Raw genomic sequence first — 18,893 nt, 5'->3', positions numbered from 1 at the left:
AAAGACAGGTATGGAAACGCCCCCGCCCACGACCCCGCGCACCGAGCCCACCGACGCGGACGTCGAGGCCTTCAAGCAGCAGCTCGGCCGGCCCCCGCGCGGGCTGCGCGCCATCGCGCACCGCTGCCCCTGCGGGCAGCCGGACGTGGTGGAGACCGCGCCGAGACTGCCCGACGGCACCCCCTTCCCGACGCTGTACTACCTGACGTGCCCGAAGGCGAACTCCGCGATCGGGACGCTGGAGGCGAACGGCGTGATGAAGGAGATGACGGAGCGGCTGCGGACGGACCCCGATCTGGCCGCCGCCTACCGGGCCGCCCACGAGGACTACGTCCGGCGCCGCGACGAGATCGAGGAGCTGAAGAACTTCCCGAGCGCGGGCGGCATGCCGGACCGGGTGAAGTGCCTGCACGTCCTGGTCGCCCACTCGCTGGCCGCCGGCCCCGGGGTCAACCCGCTGGGCGACGAGGCGCTGGCGATGCTGCCGGAGTGGTGGCGCAAGGGCCCGTGCGTGACGTCGCCGGAGGGCGGCACCGCGAAGGAGGAGAACCAGTGACCCGAGTGGCCGCCGTCGACTGCGGTACGAACTCCATCCGGCTCCTGGTGGCCGACGCGGACCCGGGGACCGGCGAACTGACCGACCTGGACCGGCGGATGACGATCGTGCGGCTCGGCCAGGGCGTCGACCGCACGGGCCGGCTGGCCCCCGAGGCGCTGGAGCGGACCTTCGCCGCCTGCCGCGAGTACGCGCAGATCGTCAAGGAGCACGGCGCGGAACACCTCCGCTTCGTCGCCACCTCCGCCTCCCGCGACGCCGAGAACCGCGACGAGTTCGTGCGCGGGGTGCTGGACATCCTGGGCGTGGAGCCCGAGGTCATCACCGGTGACCAGGAGGCCGAGTTCTCCTTCACCGGCGCCACCAGGGAACTGGCGGGCCGCGCGGACCTGCGCCGCCCGTTCCTGGTGGTGGACATCGGCGGCGGCTCGACCGAGTTCGTCGTCGGGGACGACCACGTCCGCGCCGCCCGCTCCGTCGACGTGGGCTGCGTACGGATGACCGAGCGGCACCTGGTGCGGGACGGGGCCGTGACGGACCCGCCCACCGAGGAGCAGATCGCGGCCATGCGCGCCGACATCGAGGCCGCCCTCGACCGCGCCGAGGAGACGGTCCCGCTGCGCGAGGCGCACACCCTGGTCGGGCTGGCCGGCTCCGTCACCACCGTGTCGGCGATCGCCCAGGACCTCCCGGAGTACGACTCCACGGCCATCCACCACTCCCGGGTCTCCCGCGACCGCGTCCGCGAGATCACCGACTGGCTGCTGCGCTCCACCCACGCCGAGCGCGCGGCGGTGCCCTCCATGCACCCGGGCCGGGTCGACGTGATCGGCGCCGGGGCCCTCGTCCTCCTGGCGATCATGGAGCGGATCGACGCGGCGGAGGTCGTGGTCAGCGAGCACGACATCCTGGACGGCATCGCCTGGTCCGTGGCCTAGGCCGCCTCCGCGGCCGGCCGACGGCACTCCGCTGAGCAGTCCGAATGACGTTTGAGCAGGCTTCGGGGGCCTCCGGGAGGCCCCCGGCCGGGCTCCGCCGGGAAAGTTCGTGAAGTTCTTCACAAGGAATTGTCCCCGGGAGGCCGAAGAACCGGGCGGCATTGACCCTTTCGGGGGCTCGGCCCCCTTTGAACATGTTCAGAAGGGGTCGGAAGCGGTCCTCCGGGCGACCCCTCCGAGGGGGTCCCGAACGGCCTCACACCCCCCTCGACCTGGCGGAGAGGCAGCTCACGCGGCATTGACAACGGATCATGAAGTGTTCCGGTTCCCGGAAGGCACCATGGCGTGGATCACAAAGGCGCGGGAGTGTAACACAGGCCCTGTCGAAGCTTGTGAAGGGGCGCACGAACCACCCCCTCGGGACGGGTGGATACTCGATGCCATGAGCACCACGGAGCGTCCCAGGATCCTCGTAGTAGGCGGTGGGTACGTAGGCCTGTACGCAGCTCGGCGCATCCAGAAGAAGATGCGTTACGGCGAGGCGACCGTCACGGTCGTCGACCCCCGGTCGTACATGACCTACCAGCCCTTCCTCCCCGAAGCCGCCGCCGGCAGCATCTCCCCCCGGCACGTCGTCGTCCCGCTGCGGCGCGTGCTTCCCAAGGCGGAGGTCCTCACCGGCCGGGTCACCACCATCGACCAGGACCGCAAGGTCGCCACGATCGCCCCGCTGACCGGCGAGGCGTACGAGCTGCCCTTCGACTACCTGGTGATCGCGCTCGGCGCGGTCTCCCGCACCTTCCCGATCCCCGGCCTCGCCGAGCAGGGCATCGGCATGAAGGGCATCGAGGAGGCCATCGGCCTGCGCAACCACGTCCTCGAGCAGCTCGACAAGGCCGACTCCACCACGGACGAGGAGATCCGGCGCAAGGCGCTCACCTTCGTCTTCGTGGGCGGCGGCTTCGCCGGCGCGGAGACCATCGGTGAGGTCGAGGACATGGCCCGGGACGCGGCCAAGTACTACAGGAACGTGTCCCGTGAGGACATGCGCTTCATCCTCGTCGACGCCGCCGACAAGATCCTCCCCGAGGTCGGCCCCAAGCTCGGCACGTACGGCAAGGAGCACCTCGAGGGCCGCGGCGTCGAGGTCTACCTGTCCACGTCGATGGAATCCTGCGTCGACGGCCACGTGGTGCTGAAGAACGGCCTCGAGGTCGACTCCAACACCATCGTGTGGACGGCCGGCGTCAAGCCCAACCCGGCGCTGGCCCGCTTCGGCCTGCCGCTGGGCCCGCGCGGTCACGTCGACACCGAGCCCACGCTCCAGGTGAAGGGCACGGACTACATCTGGGCCGCGGGCGACAACGCCCAGGTGCCGGACCTGGTGGGCCGCAAGGCCGGCAACGAGAACGCCTGGTGCCCGCCGAACGCCCAGCACGCGCTGCGCCAGGCCAAGGTGCTCGGCGACAACGTGGTCTCCGGCATGCGGGGCTTCCCGCAGAAGGAGTACAGCCACGCCAACAAGGGCGCGGTGGCGGGCCTCGGCCTGCACAAGGGCGTGGCGATGATCGTCATGGGCAAGATGAAGATCAAGCTCAAGGGCCGGCTCGCCTGGTACATGCACCGTGGCTACCACGGCATGGCCATGCCGACCTGGAACCGCAAGATCCGCGTCTTCGCCGACTGGACCCTCGGCATGTTCCTCAAGCGCGAGGTCGTGTCGCTCGGCGCGATCGAGTCGCCGCGCGAGGAGTTCTACGAGGCCGCGAAGCCGGCGCCGGCGCCGGCGGCCAAGCAGGAGAAGACCGAGGAGAAGGCCAAGGCCTCCTGACCTCCGGTCACCGAACGCCCTGAAGGGGCCGTCCGCCATCCGTGGTGCGGGCGGCCCCTTCGGCGTTTCCGGGCGGAGCCCGGTGGCGCGGCAGGGGACCCGGAGCCGGGCGGGCGGAGTTCCGTGGCGCGGCAGGGGACCGGAGCCGGGCGGGGTGGTCGACCGGCCGGGCCCGGCGGGCGAGGGCGCGGCGCCCCCGGCGGGCCCGGGGCGGACCCCCGCGGGCGGTCCACCTGCACGCCGGAGGAGTGAAGCCCCGTCCCTCGCGGCGGCGTTTTGCCCGTTCCTGACGCGCGCCGGGGACGGCCGACCGGCCCGCGGGTGTTTACGTGGTGACGACGTTCCGGGATTCTCCCTCCCCAAGCGCTCGATCCCGCTCGAGCGGGGGACACCCCTATCGGAGGTGTGCACCATGGCAGACGCCGCGTCGCGGCTGAAGGGCCTCGTCGAACAGTTGCTGGACACCCCCCTCCCCGTGCGCGTCCGCGCCTGGGACGGGTCGCAGGCGGGCCCGCCGGGCGCGCCGGTCCTGGTCGTACGCAACCGACGCGCCCTGCGCCGCCTGCTGTGGAAGCCGGGCGAACTCGGCCTCGCCCGCGCCTGGGTGGCCGGGGACCTCGCCGTCGACGGCGACCTGTACACCGCCCTCGACCTGCTCTCCGGCCTCATCTGGGAGCGCGGCGACGACGCCCGCACCCTGGCCCGGTCCCTGCGCGACCCCGGCTTCCGCTCCGCCGCCCGCGGACTGATCGCCCTCGCGGGCCTCCCGCTGCCGCCCGCCCCGCCCCCGAGGAGGCCCGCCGCCCCCGCCGCGGCCTGCACACCAAGCACAGCGACCGACGCGCCATCAGCCACCACTACGACGTCGGCAACGACTTCTACGCACTCGTCCTCGGCCCGTCCATGGTGTACTCCTGCGCCTACTGGCCGGCCCCGCCCCCGCAGGGCACCCTCGAACAGGCCCAGCACGACAAGCTCGAACTCGTCGCCCGCAAGCTCGCCCTGGAGCCCGGCCGGCGCCTGCTGGACGTCGGCTGCGGCTGGGGCTCCATGGCCGTCCACGCCGCCCGCGACCACGGCGTGGACGTCGTCGGCATCACCCTCTCCGAGGAGCAGGCCGCCTACGCCCGCAAGCGCGTCGCCGACGAGGGCCTCACCGACCGCGTCGAGATCCGCGTGCAGGACTACCGGGACGTCACGGACGGGCCGTACGACGCCGTCTCCTCCATCGGCATGGCCGAGCACGTCGGGTCCGAGCGCTACCTGGAGTACGCCACCGCCCTGCACGGCCTCCTCGCACCGGGCGGGCGGCTGCTGAACCACCAGATCGGCCGGCGCCCGCAGCGGGACGAGACGTCGTACCGGGTGGACCCCTTCATCGACGCCTACGTCTTCCCCGACGGCGAACTCGCCCCGCTGGGCACCACGGTGTCCCTGCTGGAGCGCTCCGGGTTCGAGGTGCGCGACGTCGAGTCGCTCCGCGAGCACTACGCCCTCACCCTGCGCCGCTGGGTGGCGAACCTGGAGGCCGGCTGGGACCGCGCGGTGGGTCTCGCCGGCCCCGGCCGGGCCCGCGTCTGGCTGCTGTACATGGCCGCCTCCGCACTCGCCTTCGAGCACAACAGCATCGGCGTCAACCAGGTCCTGGCCGTGAGGACCCCCGGGTCCGGCGCCTCCGGCCTCCCCCTGCGCACCCGCACCTGGAACTGACGGCACGGCGCACGCCGGCGGGCCCCGTTCCGTCCACCGGAACGGGGCCCGCGCCGCCCGCCGTGCTCCTCCTGCTGCTCCTACTCCGCCTTGATCGCCTGCAGCATGTTCAGCCGCGCCGCCCGCCGGGCCGGCCAGAGCGCCGCCAGGACGCCCACCAGCGCGGCCAGCAGCAGGAAGAGCGCCATCCGGCCCCACGGCAGGACCAGTTCGTAGGTGGCCATCCTCGTGCCCAGCAGCTCACCGGCGGCCCAGCCGAAGAACACGCCCAGGCCGATGCCGAGCACCCCGCCGAACAGGGAGATCACCAGGGACTCCAGGCGGACCATCCGCTTCACGCCCTTGCGGTCCAGGCCGATCGCGCGCAGCATGCCGATCTCCTGCGAGCGCTCGAACACCGACATGGCCAGGGTGTTGATGACGCCGAGGACCGCGACGATCACCGCCATCGCCAGCAGGCCGTAGACCATGTTCAGTATCAGGGTGAACATCTGCGCGATCTCGTCGGAGAGGTCCTTCTTGTCCTGGACCTTGATCGCCGGGTTGGTGCCGAGGGCCTTCTCCAGCCGGTCCTTCACCGCGTCGGAGGCGCCGTCGGAGGTCTTCACCATGACCAGCATGTCGGCCGGTTCGGCGGTGTGCGGGGCGAGGGTCGCGGTGTCGATCATGATGCCGCTGATCATCTCGTTGGGCTCGTAGACACCGGCGACCGTCAGCTTCTGCTTCTCGCCGTCCTCGTAGGCGACCGTGAAGTCCGAGCCGGTCCTCCAGCCGTGCGACGTCGCCGTGTCCCGGTCCACGACGACCCGCGCGCCGCCGACCTCGAAGGCGCCGCCCTCGACCTCCAGCTCGGTCAGCCCGCCGATCGTGGAGCCGTCGACGCCGGTCAGGAACTCGGTCCGGCCGTCGATGCGGGAGGGCGCGTTGCGCATCGGGCTGGTGGCGGCGACGCCGGCGGTCCGCTTCAGCTTCCGCTCCACGTCCGGCGAGAGCTGGTTGCCGTTCGCCATCGAGACCACGTAGTCCGCCTCGATCGCGGCGGCCGCCATCTTGTCGATGGACTTCTGCAGGCTGCCCGCCATCACCGTCATCCCGGTGATCAGGGTGAGCCCGATCATCAGCGCGGACGCGGTCGCCGCGGTGCGGCGCGGGTTGCGCACCGAGTTCTGCCGGGCCAGCTTGCCGGAGATCCCGAAGACGCGCAGCACCGGGGCCGCCGCCGCGATCAGCGGGCGGGACAGCAGCGGGGTCAGGACGAACACCCCGATGATCAGCAGCACCGCGCCGAGGCCCATGGGGGCCTGGCCGTCGGAGCCGTCCATCGTCGTGGCTGCGAGGACCACCGCGACGCCCGCCGCCGAGAACAGCGCGCCCAGCGTGTTGCGCAGCACCAGCGACTTGGTGGTCGCCCGGGCGTGCACGGAGCTCATCGCCGCCACCGGCGGGATCTTCGCCGCCCGTCGGCCGGGCAGCCACGCGGCGAGCATGGTGACCAGGATGCCGACGGCGAACGCGGTGCCGACGGTGCCCGGCGAGACCACCAGCGGCCCGTCGGGCACGGTCGCCTCCAGCGTCCCCATCAGCGAGCGCAGCCCGACGCCGATGCCGACGCCGGCGACCAGCCCGGCCACGGCGGCGACCGCGCCGACCACGAACGCCTCGATCAGCACCGACCGCGTGACCTGCCGGCGGGAGGCGCCGACCGCGCGCATCAGCGCCAGTTCCCTGGTGCGCTGGGCGACCAGCATGGTGAAGGTGTTGGCGATGATGAAGGTGCCGACGAACAACGCGATCCCGGCGAACACCAGCAGGCCCTGCTTCAGGCCGCTCATCGAGGAGGCGATCGTCTCCGCCTGGTCGTCGGCGAGCTTCTGGGCGGTGGTGGTCTCGACGACCTCGGAGGGCAGCGCCTTCTCCAGCTGCGCCCGCAACGCGGCCTCGCCGACGCCGTCCTTCGCCTTGACGGCGATCTCGTCGAAGGTGCCCTCCTTGCCGAACAGCTTCTGCGCGGTCGCCGTGTCGAACAGCGTGAGGCTCCCGCCGGCCGCGACGTTGCCGTCCTCCGTGGTGAAGACGCCCGTGACGACCGGCTCCAGGACGGGACCGTCGACCGAGAGCCGTACGGTGTCGCCGACCCCGTACCCGGTGCGCTCCGCGGTCTCGGAGTCGATGAGGATCTCGCCCTCGCCCTTCGGCGCGCGTCCCTCGACCAGCGGGTAGCGGGGGTCGTCGGCGCCCCAGTAGTTGCCGCCCTGCGACTGGAAGCCGTCGCCGACGAGCTTGCCGTCCTTGCCGGCCATGGCGGTGAAACCGGTGACCACTCCGATGGCCCGCTCGGCGCCCGGCACCCGGGCGCTGTCGTCGACCAGGGCGCGGGTCAGTTCCCGGCTCTCGCCGACCCGGTCGCCCTCGGCGTCCTCCCACCGGGGCGTGACGGAGACGTCGACGTGGTCGAAGCCCTTGGCGGACTGCTTCTGCAGGGCGTCGGAGATGGTGTTGGTGAAGACCAGGGTCCCCGACACGAAGGCCACGCCGAGCATCACGGCGAGCACGGTCATCAGGAGCCGGGCCTTGTGCGCGAGCACGTTGCGCAAGGCGGTACGGAACATGGGTGTCTTCTCGAGTCCAGACGTACGGGGGAGAGGCGCGGAACGGGGTGGGGGAGGCGTCAGCTGGTGCGGCCCTTGGCGTCGAACCGCTTCATCCGGTCGAGCACCGAGTCGGCCGTCGGCCCGTGCATCTCGTCCACGATCCGGCCGTCCGCCAGGAAGACCACCCGGTTCGCGTAGGCGGCCGCCACCGGGTCGTGGGTCACCATGACCACCGTCTGCCCCAGCTCCCGCACGGAGTTGCGCAGGAAGCCCAGCACCTCGGCGCCGGAGCGGGAGTCGAGGTTGCCGGTGGGCTCGTCACCGAAGATGATGTCCGGCTTGGAGGCCAGTGCCCGGGCCACGGCCACCCGCTGCTGCTGACCGCCGGACAGCTGGGCGGGCCGGTGGCTCAGCCGCCCCGACAGGCCGACCATCCCGATCACGGTGTCCAGCCACTGCCGGTCCGGCCTGCGGCCCGCGATGTCCATCGGGAGGGTGATGTTCTCCAGCGCCGTCAGCGTCGGGAGCAGGTTGAACGCCTGGAAGATGAAGCCGATCTTGTCCCGGCGCAGCCTGGTCAGCTGTTTGTCCTTCAGCGAGCCCAGCTCCGTCTCGCCGATGCGCACGGAACCGGAGGAGAAGGTGTCCAGGCCGGCCACGCAGTGCATCAGCGTGGACTTGCCGGAGCCGGAGGGGCCCATGATCGCGGTGAACTCGGCCTGCCGGAAGGCGACGGAGACCCGGTCCAGGGCGACCACCCGGGTCTCGCCCTGGCCGTAGATCTTCGACAGGTCCGTGGCGCGTGCGGCCACGGCGGTGGTCCGGTCGGCGAGGGATGCGGTGGTCACGGGATGGACCCTCCTGTCAGGGCGACGGGTGCTGGGGGACGTGGTCCATCGTTCCGCCCGTTTGCCGCCGTGTAGTCAACCGCTGCTCCGGTTCCGGTGGGCGACCTCGGGCGGACCGCCGGAGGCCGTGTCATACCTGGGGATGACGGCGGACCCCGAGGGCCGGCCGTGACGGGAACGGGTGGAGTGTCCTTGTCCAGACGGTGAAATTCCGTCAATCCGCATGTGCGGCCGATCCTCACACGCAAGGCTGTGGGACATGTGCTGACGGCGCATTCGGATTGCTGATGCTCCCTCAGGCGCCAATAAAATCAGACAAGATCGGCCCCTCCCGGCGCTGTTGGGGGGTGAGGTCCCGATAAGGTCGGAACCGCGAAGCGGAGCCCACGGCCTGCCCGGATGGTGGAATGCAGACACGGCGAGCTTAAACCTCGCTGCCCCTATGCGGGCGTGCCGGTTCGAGTCCGGCTCCGGGCACCATCACGCTCAGCGCTCTTGATCGGCGGCGACGCCCCGTCGCCGCGCTCCTCCGCCCGCGGTGCGGGCCCATCCCTCTTCACGCGTGCGCACGGACGCGGTCGCGCTGACGTCACGGGGGCACCGGGCCTGCCGTCCGCCACGGGGCGACCGTGCCCGTCACCACGGTCGACGAGCGGCCGCGTACCCGGCCGGCCGTGGCACCGGGCGAGGCATCCGCTCGGACGCCACCGCCACCGCCACCGCCACCGGACCCGCGCCCCGTCCGCCCCGCCCCCCGGAGCGCGTGGGCGCGCGGCCCCGCCGGGACGATCACGCGGTGCGCGGCGGGGACGCACGGCTGCGACGATCCGCCGGCGGACCGCGCCGGCGCGCTCGCGGAGTTCCGGGAACCGCTGGACCGGCACCTGCGGTCGCGGCCGGCCGACTGCCTCGCGTCCTTCCGCGACCTGCCCGCGCGCGACGTGCTCGCCGACGGGACCGCTCACCTCTTCGGCCGAGCGGAGTGCCCGCGCTGCGCCGGCGTCCTCACCGTCGCCGGCGAGTACACCCCCGCCGACCGCCCGGCCGTCCTCCGGTGAACCGCCGGCACGGGCGCCCCGCGCGCCCGCTTCCGCCGCCGGGGCCGCGAGGGCGCCCCTGGGCGAGGGCGGACGCGGCCGGGGCGAGCGGATGATCTCCGGCCTGTTCCGGACAGGTACCGGGTCGGTCATGGTTCGGTGCCCCGTGGTGAGGGGAATCACCAAGCCGCGTAGCGTGTTGCGCAGCACGACGAGGGAAAGATCCTCCCCAAGCATTAGGGTCAATCCTTTGCCTACCTATTACTCTTGAGCCAAGGCCGCGCTGTGTGGCCATGGAGGAGTGAAATGAGGAGCAGAAACCCGGTCTTCTCGCGACGGGGGTTCAGCCGCGACAACGGCTACGCGGGCTTCAACACCGCGCCGCAGGCCGGGGGTCCCGCTGTCGCCACCCAGGGCAACCCGTACGCGCAGCCGACGGGCAACCCCTACGCGCAGAACCCGTACGCGCAGAACCCGTACGCGCAGCAGGACCTGCAGTACGGCGCACCGCCGCAGGCCCCGGCCACCACCGGCCGGATGACCATCGACGATGTCGTCATGCGCACGGCGAGCACGCTCGGTGTGCTCATCGTGACCGCCGCGCTCTCCTGGGCGCTGCTGCCGGTCGACGACGCCAACATCAGCCGGTCCTACGGCATCGGCATCGGCGCCGCGCTGATCGGCATGGTCCTGGCGTTCGTCCAGTCCTTCAAGCGCAAGGCCTCGCCGGCGCTGATCCTGACGTACGCCGCGTTCGAGGGCGTCTTCCTCGGCGTGGTCTCCAACATCGTCGACAACCGCATCGCCGACGGTGCGGCCATGCAGGCCGTGCTCGGCACCATGGCGGTCTTCGCCGGTGTGCTGGTGGCGTACAAGGCGGGCTGGATCCGCGTCAACCGCCGCTTCTACGGCTTCGTGATGGCGGCCGCGCTCGGCTTCATCCTGCTGATGTCCGTGAACCTGCTGTTCGCGGTGTTCGGCGGCGGTGACGGCCTCGGCTTCCGCAGCGGCGCGCTCGGCGTCCTCTTCGGCGTCATCGGCATCATCCTCGGTGCCTGCTTCCTCGCCCTGGACTTCAAGCAGGTCGAGGACGGCATCGCCTACGGCGCCCCGCGCGAGGAGGCCTGGCTCGCGGCCTTCGGCCTGACGCTGACGCTGGTGTGGATCTACCTGGAGTTCCTGCGGCTCATCTCGATCCTCAACAGCAACGACTGACGGCTCGCGCCGCAGGCGCCGACCGCGCGAAGGGCCCCGGGTTCACCCGGGGCCCTTCGCGTTCGTACCGCATGCGGAAAAACGCGCGGCTAGAGCAGTTTGCGCGCGGCCCTCCTCAGGTCGTACTCGTGGATGATCGCCTTGGCGTGGCCGTACGCCAGGTCGTACTCGTGCCGGAGCCAGCTGACCTTCTCCTCGAAGCGGAGGGCCGGGCCTTCCTCGACGGTGCGCAGCCAGTCGGTGATCTCACGACCGGTGCAGTGGGGGATGCGGGCGAGCATGTTGCGGTGGGTCTCTTCGGAGAAGACTTGGGACATCGGCGCCTCCGGACGCAGGGGATGTAAGCCGGTCCTCAACTCACCGTGCCCGAGCGTTCGCGCGTTGGCAACAGTCCTGCCGGTCCGCGTACGCTCGCCGCGTGGTTGATACGACGCCCCTCACCCGTGCCGTGGATCATTTCGCCGACCGCCTGCGGGCAGCCCCGCAGAGCCGGCTGCAACGAGGGGCGGCCGCCGAGGCGCTCGCCCTGGCCAGGGAGATGGCGCGGCGGACGCAGGCGGTCGAGGAGCCGGGCACCGAGCCCCGCGAGATGCCCGACGCCGGGATGTTCGCCGCCGCCGACCAGATCACCGTCGCCGGCCACGACCTGGCCCTCGTACTGAAGTCCGAGGACGAGGTCGAGGAGGCGGTGCGGCTGGTGGAGGAGGCGCAGAAACGCGCCGGCGTCTGACGGCGTCCGGCGCGTGGACGCTCCGGCCCCGGGCCGGCGGATGCCGTCGGGACACCGGCCGGCGGGACGCTAGAGGGACGCGATGACGCGGTCCGCCAGGACGTAGACGGTCTCCTCGCCGCAGGAGAAGGTCAGCGTGTACGCCCCCGAGATGCCCGAGCCGCCCAGCAGGAACGCGGTCTCGCCCGCCCGCAGGGCCGAGGTCAGGCGCTCGGCGGTCTCGCGGTGGCCCGGGGTCATGCACAGCGTCGTCCCGTCGGCGAACGCGTAGACGTCCAGCGTGCCCAGCGGGCCCGGGCGGACGTCGGTCAGTTCCACCCGGGAGGCGGCCAGTTCCTCCAGCACGGTCACCGTGCGCTCGTGGTCGTCCACCACCGGCGACGGGTTCGGCACGAAGTCCGGGTGCGAGGGGTGGCGGCGGCGGGCCGCGGCCAGCTCCGGGGAGTCCCCGGGGTGCTCGTCGGTGTCGGCGGCCGGTTCGGTCACCGGCTCCAGACCCGCGAAATCGGCCTGCCGCGGCAGGAACAGCTCACTGTCGGCCAGGCCCAGCAGGGAGGGCGCGTCGGAGGCGTCACAGGTCTCCTGGGCGGCCCAGAAGGCCCGCGCCTCGGCGAGCTCCCGCTCCCGCTCCTCGGCGAGCGCCTCGGCCACGGCCGCGCGTATCTCGTCGGTGTCGGCGGCGCGGGCGGCGGGGACGAGCCCGCGCGTCGCGGCGGAGCGGTACTCGGCCAGCTCGGTGTGCAGGGCCGCGACCCGGCGGCGCAGCACCATGATGCTGCGCAGGACCGCGACGCCCACGGCGCCGGTGGCGGCCGTGGTGATCAGCAGGGCGATCGGCATGGCGCTCACTGACGTACTCCCGGTTCAAAGTCGACCCCCGACTTCCTACATCAGCTTGAAGGGCGGACTAACCATCTGTCAGTGCGTAACGTCACGAAGCGGACAGGTCTGTGATTCCGGGCCCGCCGGGGGAGCGTCCCTGACCTGCGCGGATCCCCTGGGCGGGCGAGATAGGTCACATCCTGGGGGAGATTGGATCACGGAACGGCCCGGGACCCCGGAGTGACCGGGAACCCGGGCCCACGCCTCACGGACCGTGCCGCGACGGCTACCCAGCGGCCGCGGCGGCCGCCGCGGTGCTCAGCTCAGGCGCTCGATGACCATCGCCATGCCCTGGCCGCCGCCGACGCACATCGTCTCCAGGCCGAACTGCTTGTCGTGGAACTGGAGGGAGTTGATGAGCGTGGTGGTGATGCGGGCGCCGGTCATGCCGAAGGGGTGGCCGACGGCGATGGCGCCGCCGTTGACGTTCAGCTTCTCCAGCGGGATGCCGAGGTCGCGGTAGGAGGGGATCACCTGGGCGGCGAACGCCTCGTTGATCTCGACCAGGTCGATGTCGTCGATGGTCAGGCCGGCCCGCCCCAGGGCCTGCTTGCTCGCCTCGACCGGGCCGAGGCCCATGATCTCCGGGGAGAGCCCGGAGACGCCGGTGGAGACGATCCGGGCGAGCGGGGTGAGGCCGAGCTCGCGGGCCTTGGTGTCGCTCATGATGACGAGCGCGGCGGCGCCGTCGTTGAGCGGGCAGCAGTTGCCGGCGGTCACCAGGCCGTCGGGGCGGAAGACGGGCTTCAGGCCGGCCACGCCCTCCATGGTGACGCCGGGGCGGGGGCCGTCGTCCTTGCTGACCACGGTGCCGTCGGGAAGCGTCACCGGGGTGATCTCGCGCTCCCAGAAGCCGTTCTTGATGGCCTCCTCGGCGAGGTTCTGCGAACGGACGCCGAACTCGTCCATCTCCTGGCGGGTGACGCCCTTCCACCGGGCCAGGTTCTCGGCGGTCTGGCCCATCGCGATGTACGGGTCGGGCAGCAGGCCGTCCTCGCGCGGGTCGTGCCAGGTGGAGCCCTCCGACTCGGCGACGGCGGCGGTGCGGGCCTCGGCCTCGGCGAACAGCGGGTTGCGCGTGTCCGGGAGGCTGTCGGAGTTGCCCTTGGCGTAGCGGGAGACGGTCTCGACGCCGGCCGAGATGAAGACGTCGCCCTCGCCGGCCTTGATGGCGTGCAGGGCCATGCGGGAGGTCTGCAGCGAGGACGAGCAGTAGCGGGTGATGGTGCAGCCGGGGAGGTGGTCCATCCCCATCTGCACGGCGACGACGCGGCCGAGGTTGTTGCCCTGCTCGCCGCCGGGCAGGCCGCAGCCGAGCATCAGGTCGTCGATGTCCTTCGGGTCCAGCTCGGGGACCTTGGCGAGGGCGGCCTGGATGATCGTGGCGGTCAGGTCGTCCGGGCGCAGGTCCTTCAGGGAGCCCTTGAAGGCACGGCCGATGGGGGAGCGGGCGGCTGAGACGATCACGGCTTCGGGCATCACGGCTCCTGACGAAGGGGTGGCGCGTAGCGCCTCGTTGAGGGGTGGTCGGGTGAGGGGAGGGCATACCGGGTGGTCGGGCAGGGCTGCTTGGGAAGTTACCCGGACGTATGGGCGGGGTCACGGGTGTGGCGGTGTGACATGGACCGCAACTTTCTAAGCGCTTGCTTGGTTCCTTCGCCGGATCGCGGCCGGACGCGCCTCCCCGGTGCCCCGGGAGGCGCCCCCGGGGCGGCACGGGCGGGCGCCGGGGTGCCCCTGCCCGAAGAACCCGGGGAGGCACCCCGCCGACGCCGGCCCGCACGGCCCGCCCCCGGCCGCCGGCGGCACCGGTCCTCCCAGGCCGTCGGCTAGGGGGTGTCGTTCGGATCTTGCCGGGGCCGCGGGGCCCGGCACGCGCATCTGCGGCGTTGTCGTCGGTTGCCGGGGCTCCGCCCTGGCGCCCTCCTCCGCCTTGCACCCGCACGCACCAGACCCCGCTCGGGTCGGTCCGCAAGGCACCGTTGCCCGGAGCCGGCCTGATCCGAACGACACCCCCTAGGCCGTCGGCGCCGCGGGCTCCGGCTCCGGGACCCGCCGCCGGCGGCGGCGCTTCAGCAGCGCCCAGGGTCCCCGCGACCCCGCCGGCATCGCGGCCGTGACCTCCGTGCCGGCCTCCGACGCGGCCTCGGCCGCCGCTCGTGCGACCGGGAGGAAGCCCTCGCGGCGGGCGGCGTCGGGGCGCTCCTCCTCGGCCGGCCACAGGCCCAGGGCGGCGCAGACCGTCGGCAGCACGGCCATCGCGGCCGTGGCGTACCCCTCCGCGGAGGGGTGGTAGCTGTCCGGGCCGAAGAGCTCGCGCGGGTTGGCGGCGAACTCGGGGCCCAGCAGATCGCCCAGCGACACGGTGCGCCCGCCCTGCTCGACCACGCCGATCGTCTGCGCCGCCGCCAGCTGGCGGGAGGCGCGGCGGGCCAGCCAGCGCAGCGGCTGCCGGACCGGTTCGATCGTGCCGAGGTCGGGACAGGTGCCGACGACGACCTCCGCGCCGGCGGTGCGCAGCCGGCGCACCGCCGAGGACAGGTGGCGCACCGAGCGGGTCGGCGGCATGCGGTGGGTGACGTCGTTGGCGCCGACCATGATCACGCAGATGTCGGGCACCCGGGACGGGTCCGCCAGGGCCAGCGTCACCTGCCGGTCCAGGTCGTCGGAGCACGCGCCGGGCACCGCGACCGTGCTCAGCCCCACGGGGCGTTCCGCGATCGCGGCGACCCCCGACGCCAGCAGCGCGCCCGGGGTCTGCCCGGCCCGGTGCACGCCCTGGCCGGCGGCCGTGGAGTCGCCCAGCATGGTCAGCCGCAGCGCCGGTTCGCCGGGCACGGTGTAGGCGGCGCCGTACAGGCCGTCCGCGTTCGGTACGTGAGGAGCCGCGCCGTTGCCCACCCGACGACGCGCCAGCTGGGCCTGGGCGACCAGCAGGCCCACGGTGGCCGCGCCGGCCAGTCCGATGCCCCCGCCGCCGTATGCCGCGCCGGCCGCGATCCGCCGGGCCGTCCTCGCCCTCGACATGCTCGTCATGCCTCGCCGCCACCTCCTCGAAGCCGTACACCCAGTGCTTGCCCCGTACGGACCGTGGTCCAATCTCGACGGGGAGTGAACGACCCGGCCGGGTCCGGCGGCGGAAGGGCCTAGGCTGGCTTCACCACCACGACCACCCCTTTTGCAGCATCCGGAGACAACGGTGCAATTCCACGACTCGATGATCAGCCTCGTCGGCAACACCCCGCTGGTGCGGCTCAACAGCGTGACCAAGGGCATCAGGGCGACCGTCCTGGCCAAGGTGGAGTACTTCAACCCCGGCGGTTCCGTGAAGGACCGCATCGCCCTGCGCATGATCGAGGCGGCGGAGAAGAGCGGGGAGCTGAAGCCGGGCGGCACCATCGTCGAGCCGACCAGCGGCAACACCGGGGTCGGGCTCGCCATCGTGGCCCAGCAGAAGGGCTACAAGTGCATCTTCGTGTGCCCGGACAAGGTCTCCACGGACAAGATCAACGTGCTGCGGGCCTACGGGGCCGAGGTCGTCGTCTGCCCCACCGCCGTGGCGCCCGAGCACCCCGACTCCTACTACAACGTCTCCGACCGGCTGGTCCGCGAGACGCCGGGGGCCTGGAAGCCGGACCAGTACTCCAATCCCAACAACCCCCTCTCCCACTACCACTCCACCGGTCCCGAGCTGTGGGAGCAGACCGAGGGGCGGATCACCCACTTCGTGGCCGGCGTCGGCACCGGCGGCACCATCTCCGGGACCGGGCGCTACCTGAAGGAGGCCAGCGGCGGCCGCGTCCAGGTCGTCGGCGCCGACCCCGAGGGGTCGGTGTACTCGGGCGGCTCCGGGCGGCCGTACCTGGTGGAGGGCGTCGGTGAGGACTTCTGGCCGACCGCCTACGACCGCACCGTCGCGGACGAGATCGTCGCCGTCTCCGACAAGGACTCCTTCCAGATGACCCGGCGCCTCGCCAAGGAGGAGGGCCTGCTGGTCGGCGGCTCCTGCGGCATGGCGGTCGTGGCGGCGCTGCGGGTGGCCGAGCGGCTCGGCGAGGACGACGTCGTGGTGGTGCTGCTGCCGGACAGCGGACGCGGCTACCTCAGCAAGATCTTCAACGACGAGTGGATGGCCGACTACGGCTTCCTGGAGAATGAGGGCCCCAACGCCCGCGTCGGCGACGTCCTCGACGACAAGGAGGGCGGCTCCATGCCCTCCCTCGTCCACATGCACCCCGACGAGACGGTCGGCCAGGCCATCGAGGTGCTGCGCGAGTACGGCGTCTCGCAGATGCCGGTCGTCAAGCCGGGCGCCGGTCACCCGGACGTGATGGCCGCCGAGGTCGTCGGCTCGGTGGTGGAACGGGAGCTGCTGGACGCGCTGTTCAGCAAGAGCGCCTCGCTCGACGACCCGCTGGAGAAGCACATGTCCGCGCCGCTGCCGCAGGTCGGCTCCGGTGAGCCCGTGGGCGACCTGATGGCCGTCCTGGGCGGGGCGGACGCGGCGATCGTCCTCGTCGAGGGCAAGCCGACCGGGGTGATCAGCCGTCAGGACCTGCTGTCCTTCCTCGCCAAGGGCGGCAGGTGACCGCGGTGTCGCGCGGAACGGCGGGTGAACCGGCCGTGAACGCCGGGCGGTCGGGCCGTTGGTGATCTTCGTGGACTTCGCGCAAGCGGTACGAGCGTGTCACGTCCGCGCAGCACTCGCTTAACACGCGTCCGGCACATTGGTGGATGTCGGCGGGACGGGAGCGGCTCCCCGTTCCGGCCGGCGGAGAACGGCGTCGAAGGACCTCCGGAGCGGCTCCCGGACCTCCATGGACGCCTCGGACGCGCAGCCCGGCCCGGCCGGCCCGCGTCCCTCGCGGGGACCGCCGTCGTCCCGCCCCCCGGTGACGGGGGTGCGGCGGTCCCCGCGCACCACTCCCCGTGCGGTCACCCCGGCCGGCCGTCCCGGCCGGTCAGTCGTCCCAGTCGCCGTCCTGCCCGGCCTTGCGGCGGCCGAACAGGCCCGGGTTGGTGCGGGCGGCCTGCGCGACGTTGACGCCGACGATGCCCAGCCAGGTGACCAGCAGGCCCGGCAGATGGGCCACGCCCCCGCCGATCGCGGACAGCGGCACCGCGAGGACCAGCGAGACGATCCCGAAGCCGAAGCGCTCGCCCCAGGTGTCCGTGGCCCTCGGCGTCCGCGCGTCCCGGGCGACCGTCATCTGCTGCTCGGCGAACTGACGGCGGATCCGGCGCTCCACCGCGCCGTCGATGCGCTGGTCGACCTTCTCCAGGAACGAGTCGACCAGCGCGGACTCGTACTCCTCTCCCAGTTCCCTGCGGGCCTGCAGGGTGGCGTCGAGTTCCTTCTTCAGGTCGGCGTCCCGCGCGTCCATTCCGGTCATGCGGTCCACGGTAGGCAGGCGGGGAGCCGGCGGCACTGGGGTTAGCCCCCCTCTCGCCCTCGGGTTCACCCGCTCCCCGGCTCGCCCCGGAGCGGGCGGGTCCGGGACCGGTGACCGGCCGAGGTCGTGCGCGCCCGCGTGCGCCTGTATAACGGCATGCAGGAAGTGCGACGGGTGAATAGGTCGAGGGGGAACCACGCCATGAGCGTCACCGACAGCCCTGCGGCGCGCCTGCAGGCGCTCTTCGAGGGGCACCGGCTGACGCCGACCCAGCGGCGCATCGCGCACAGCATGGTCCGGCGCGCCGCCGACGTGCCGTTCCTGTCCAGCGTGGAACTGGCCGAGCTGGCCGGGGTCAGCCAGCCCTCGGTGACCCGGTTCGCCGTCGCCCTCGGCTTCGACGGCTACCCCGCCCTGCGCCGCCACCTGCGCGAGGTCGCGCCCGCCGAACCCGCGCCGGAGACCGGTGCGTACAACGAGTACCAGCAGGCCGTCGAGGCCGAGATCGAGAACCTGCGGCACCTCGCGGAGGCGCTGGCCGACCCCGCGCCCGTGCAGCGGGCGGGACGGATCCTCGCGGGCAGCCGCCCGCTGCCCGTGCTCGGGCTGCGGGCGGCTGCGGCCCAGGCGCACGGCTTCGCCTACTTCGCCGCCAAGGTCCATCCCGACGTACGGCTGCTCAACGAGGGCGGCACGATGCTCCACGACCGCATCGACGCCGCGGTCCGCGCGGGGGCGGACGCCCTGCTGTGCTTCGCGCTGCCCCGGCACCCCCGTGAGGTCGTCGACGCCCTCACCCACGCCAAGGAGACCGGGCTGACCGTCGTCACCGTCGCCGACTCCGCGTTCGCGCCGGTCGCCAAGGTGTCCGACCTGCTGCTGCCCGCCGCCGTCGGCACCGGGCTCGCCTTCGACACGGCGTGCGCGCCGATGCTGCTGGGGCGGGTGCTGCTGGAGGCGATGTGCGACGGCCTGCCCGAGGCCCAGGCGCGGCTGGAGGAGTTCGACGCGAAGGCGGCGGCGCGCGGGCTGTTCGTGGACTGACGGACCGGCGGACCGGCGGGGTGACGGGTGACGGACCGACGGGGTGACGGGGCGGTGGGACGACGGCACGGGCCGCCGTGCCGAGCGGGCTCTCCCGCACCCGTCCTCCCGGCCCCGC

Annotated in this window: 15 protein-coding genes, 1 tRNA gene and 1 pseudogene; 10 read left to right on the top strand and 7 right to left on the bottom strand. The window is 72.6% G+C overall.

All coding sequences use genetic code 11. From position 1 onward, the window contains the following. Positions 1–10 precede the first annotated feature (10 nt). From GL259_RS16695 to GL259_RS16680, 4 genes and pseudogenes are all read left to right on the top strand, one after another. Positions 11–556, top strand: coding sequence for a DUF501 domain-containing protein (locus tag GL259_RS16695; protein WP_159533576.1), 546 nt, complete (start codon positions 11–13; stop codon positions 554–556). Continuing rightward, complete coding sequence (locus tag GL259_RS16690; RefSeq protein WP_159533574.1) at positions 553–1,494, top strand: Ppx/GppA phosphatase family protein; 942 nt, start codon at positions 553–555, stop codon at positions 1,492–1,494. Before GL259_RS16695 ends, GL259_RS16690 begins: the two co-directional genes overlap by 4 nt. 442 nt (positions 1,495–1,936) lie before the next feature. Beyond that, a complete protein-coding gene (locus GL259_RS16685) occupies positions 1,937–3,325 on the top strand; it encodes an NAD(P)/FAD-dependent oxidoreductase (RefSeq protein ID WP_159533572.1) in 1,389 nt (462 codons plus the stop codon). 412 nt (positions 3,326–3,737) lie between these two features. Further along, a pseudogene (locus GL259_RS16680) lies at positions 3,738–5,035 on the top strand (cyclopropane-fatty-acyl-phospholipid synthase family protein). Positions 5,036–5,115: 80 nt separating this feature from the next. On the opposite strand, the gene GL259_RS16675 reads toward GL259_RS16680, so the two are convergent. Beyond that, positions 5,116–7,644: an ABC transporter permease gene (locus tag GL259_RS16675; RefSeq protein WP_159533570.1), complete on the bottom strand. Its 2,529-nt coding sequence runs from the start codon at positions 7,642–7,644 to the stop codon at positions 5,116–5,118. Positions 7,645–7,703: 59 nt separating this feature from the next. Further along, positions 7,704–8,474, bottom strand: coding sequence for an ABC transporter ATP-binding protein (locus GL259_RS16670; protein WP_159533568.1), 771 nt, complete (start codon positions 8,472–8,474; stop codon positions 7,704–7,706). Positions 8,475–8,867: 393 nt separating this feature from the next. On the opposite strand from GL259_RS16670, the gene GL259_RS16665 reads away from it, so the two are divergent. The 3 genes from GL259_RS16665 (at position 8,868) to GL259_RS16655 (ending at position 10,726) form a co-directional block, all read left to right on the top strand. Continuing rightward, positions 8,868–8,954: transfer RNA gene (locus tag GL259_RS16665), tRNA-Leu, on the top strand. Positions 8,955–9,103: 149 nt separating this feature from the next. Next, positions 9,104–9,532, top strand: a complete 429-nt coding sequence (locus GL259_RS16660; protein ID WP_159533566.1) for a hypothetical protein — start codon at positions 9,104–9,106, stop codon at positions 9,530–9,532. 285 nt (positions 9,533–9,817) lie between these two features. Continuing rightward, positions 9,818–10,726, top strand: a complete 909-nt coding sequence (locus GL259_RS16655; protein WP_159533564.1) for a Bax inhibitor-1/YccA family protein — start codon at positions 9,818–9,820, stop codon at positions 10,724–10,726. A gap of 89 nt (positions 10,727–10,815) precedes the next feature. Here GL259_RS16655 and GL259_RS16650 read toward each other — a convergent pair whose 3' ends face one another. Beyond that, complete coding sequence (locus GL259_RS16650) at positions 10,816–11,043, bottom strand: DUF4287 domain-containing protein (RefSeq protein ID WP_159533562.1); 228 nt, start codon at positions 11,041–11,043, stop codon at positions 10,816–10,818. Between the two features lie 101 nt (positions 11,044–11,144). Here GL259_RS16650 and GL259_RS16645 point away from each other — a divergent pair, with 101 nt between their 5' ends. Then, positions 11,145–11,456, top strand: coding sequence for a hypothetical protein (locus GL259_RS16645; protein WP_208026480.1), 312 nt, complete (start codon positions 11,145–11,147; stop codon positions 11,454–11,456). 69 nt (positions 11,457–11,525) lie between these two features. On the opposite strand, the gene GL259_RS16640 is transcribed toward GL259_RS16645, so the two are convergent. The 3 genes from GL259_RS16640 to GL259_RS16630 form a co-directional block, all read right to left on the bottom strand. Then, complete coding sequence (locus GL259_RS16640; RefSeq protein ID WP_159533560.1) at positions 11,526–12,305, bottom strand: hypothetical protein; 780 nt, start codon at positions 12,303–12,305, stop codon at positions 11,526–11,528. A gap of 291 nt (positions 12,306–12,596) precedes the next feature. Then, the gene (locus GL259_RS16635; protein ID WP_159533558.1) at positions 12,597–13,817 is read right to left on the bottom strand and encodes an acetyl-CoA C-acetyltransferase; all 1,221 of its coding nucleotides are present in this window, start codon (positions 13,815–13,817) and stop codon (positions 12,597–12,599) included. Positions 13,818–14,354: 537 nt separating this feature from the next. Beyond that, positions 14,355–15,374 carry an SGNH/GDSL hydrolase family protein gene (locus GL259_RS16630; protein ID WP_159533556.1) on the bottom strand — a complete coding sequence of 340 codons (1,020 nt, stop codon included), beginning with the start codon at positions 15,372–15,374 and terminating at the stop codon, positions 14,355–14,357. A gap of 163 nt (positions 15,375–15,537) precedes the next feature. On the opposite strand from GL259_RS16630, the gene GL259_RS16625 reads away from it, so the two are divergent. Then, positions 15,538–16,926 (top strand): cystathionine beta-synthase, encoded by a 1,389-nt coding sequence (locus GL259_RS16625; RefSeq protein ID WP_159533554.1) that lies wholly within the window; start codon positions 15,538–15,540, stop codon positions 16,924–16,926. A 373-nt stretch (positions 16,927–17,299) separates the two neighbouring features. Here GL259_RS16625 and GL259_RS16620 read toward each other — a convergent pair whose 3' ends face one another. Beyond that, complete coding sequence (locus GL259_RS16620; protein ID WP_166461648.1) at positions 17,300–17,722, bottom strand: hypothetical protein; 423 nt, start codon at positions 17,720–17,722, stop codon at positions 17,300–17,302. Positions 17,723–17,932: 210 nt separating this feature from the next. On the opposite strand from GL259_RS16620, the gene GL259_RS16615 reads away from it, so the two are divergent. Further along, on the top strand, positions 17,933–18,775 hold the full coding sequence (locus GL259_RS16615) for a MurR/RpiR family transcriptional regulator (RefSeq protein ID WP_159533550.1): 843 nt from the start codon (positions 17,933–17,935) through the stop codon (positions 18,773–18,775). Positions 18,776–18,893 lie beyond the last annotated feature (118 nt).

It is taken from the genome of Streptomyces sp. Tu 3180 (assembly GCF_009852415.1).
In the GTDB taxonomy this organism is placed as follows: Bacteria; Actinomycetota; Actinomycetes; order Streptomycetales; family Streptomycetaceae; genus Streptomyces.
The sequence above is the reverse complement of the archived record's forward strand: the minus strand, read 5'-3'. Positions and strand labels throughout refer to the sequence as shown.

Excerpts from the sequence above, each read along its gene's own strand:
- GL259_RS16650 (WP_159533562.1), bottom strand. The coding sequence starts at position 11,043 with ATGTCCCAAGTCTTCTCCGAAGAGACCCACCGCAACATGCTCGCCCGC.
- GL259_RS16695 (WP_159533576.1), top strand. The coding sequence starts at position 11 with ATGGAAACGCCCCCGCCCACGACCCCGCGCACCGAGCCCACCGACGCG.
- GL259_RS16620 (WP_166461648.1), bottom strand. The coding sequence starts at position 17,722 with ATGGACGCGCGGGACGCCGACCTGAAGAAGGAACTCGACGCCACCCTG.
- GL259_RS16685 (WP_159533572.1), top strand. The coding sequence starts at position 1,937 with ATGAGCACCACGGAGCGTCCCAGGATCCTCGTAGTAGGCGGTGGGTAC.
- GL259_RS16675 (WP_159533570.1), bottom strand. The coding sequence starts at position 7,644 with ATGTTCCGTACCGCCTTGCGCAACGTGCTCGCGCACAAGGCCCGGCTC.
- GL259_RS16615 (WP_159533550.1), top strand. The coding sequence starts at position 17,933 with ATGAGCGTCACCGACAGCCCTGCGGCGCGCCTGCAGGCGCTCTTCGAG.
- GL259_RS16630 (WP_159533556.1), bottom strand. The coding sequence starts at position 15,374 with ATGACGAGCATGTCGAGGGCGAGGACGGCCCGGCGGATCGCGGCCGGC.
- GL259_RS16635 (WP_159533558.1), bottom strand. The coding sequence starts at position 13,817 with ATGCCCGAAGCCGTGATCGTCTCAGCCGCCCGCTCCCCCATCGGCCGT.
- GL259_RS16655 (WP_159533564.1), top strand. The coding sequence starts at position 9,818 with ATGAGGAGCAGAAACCCGGTCTTCTCGCGACGGGGGTTCAGCCGCGAC.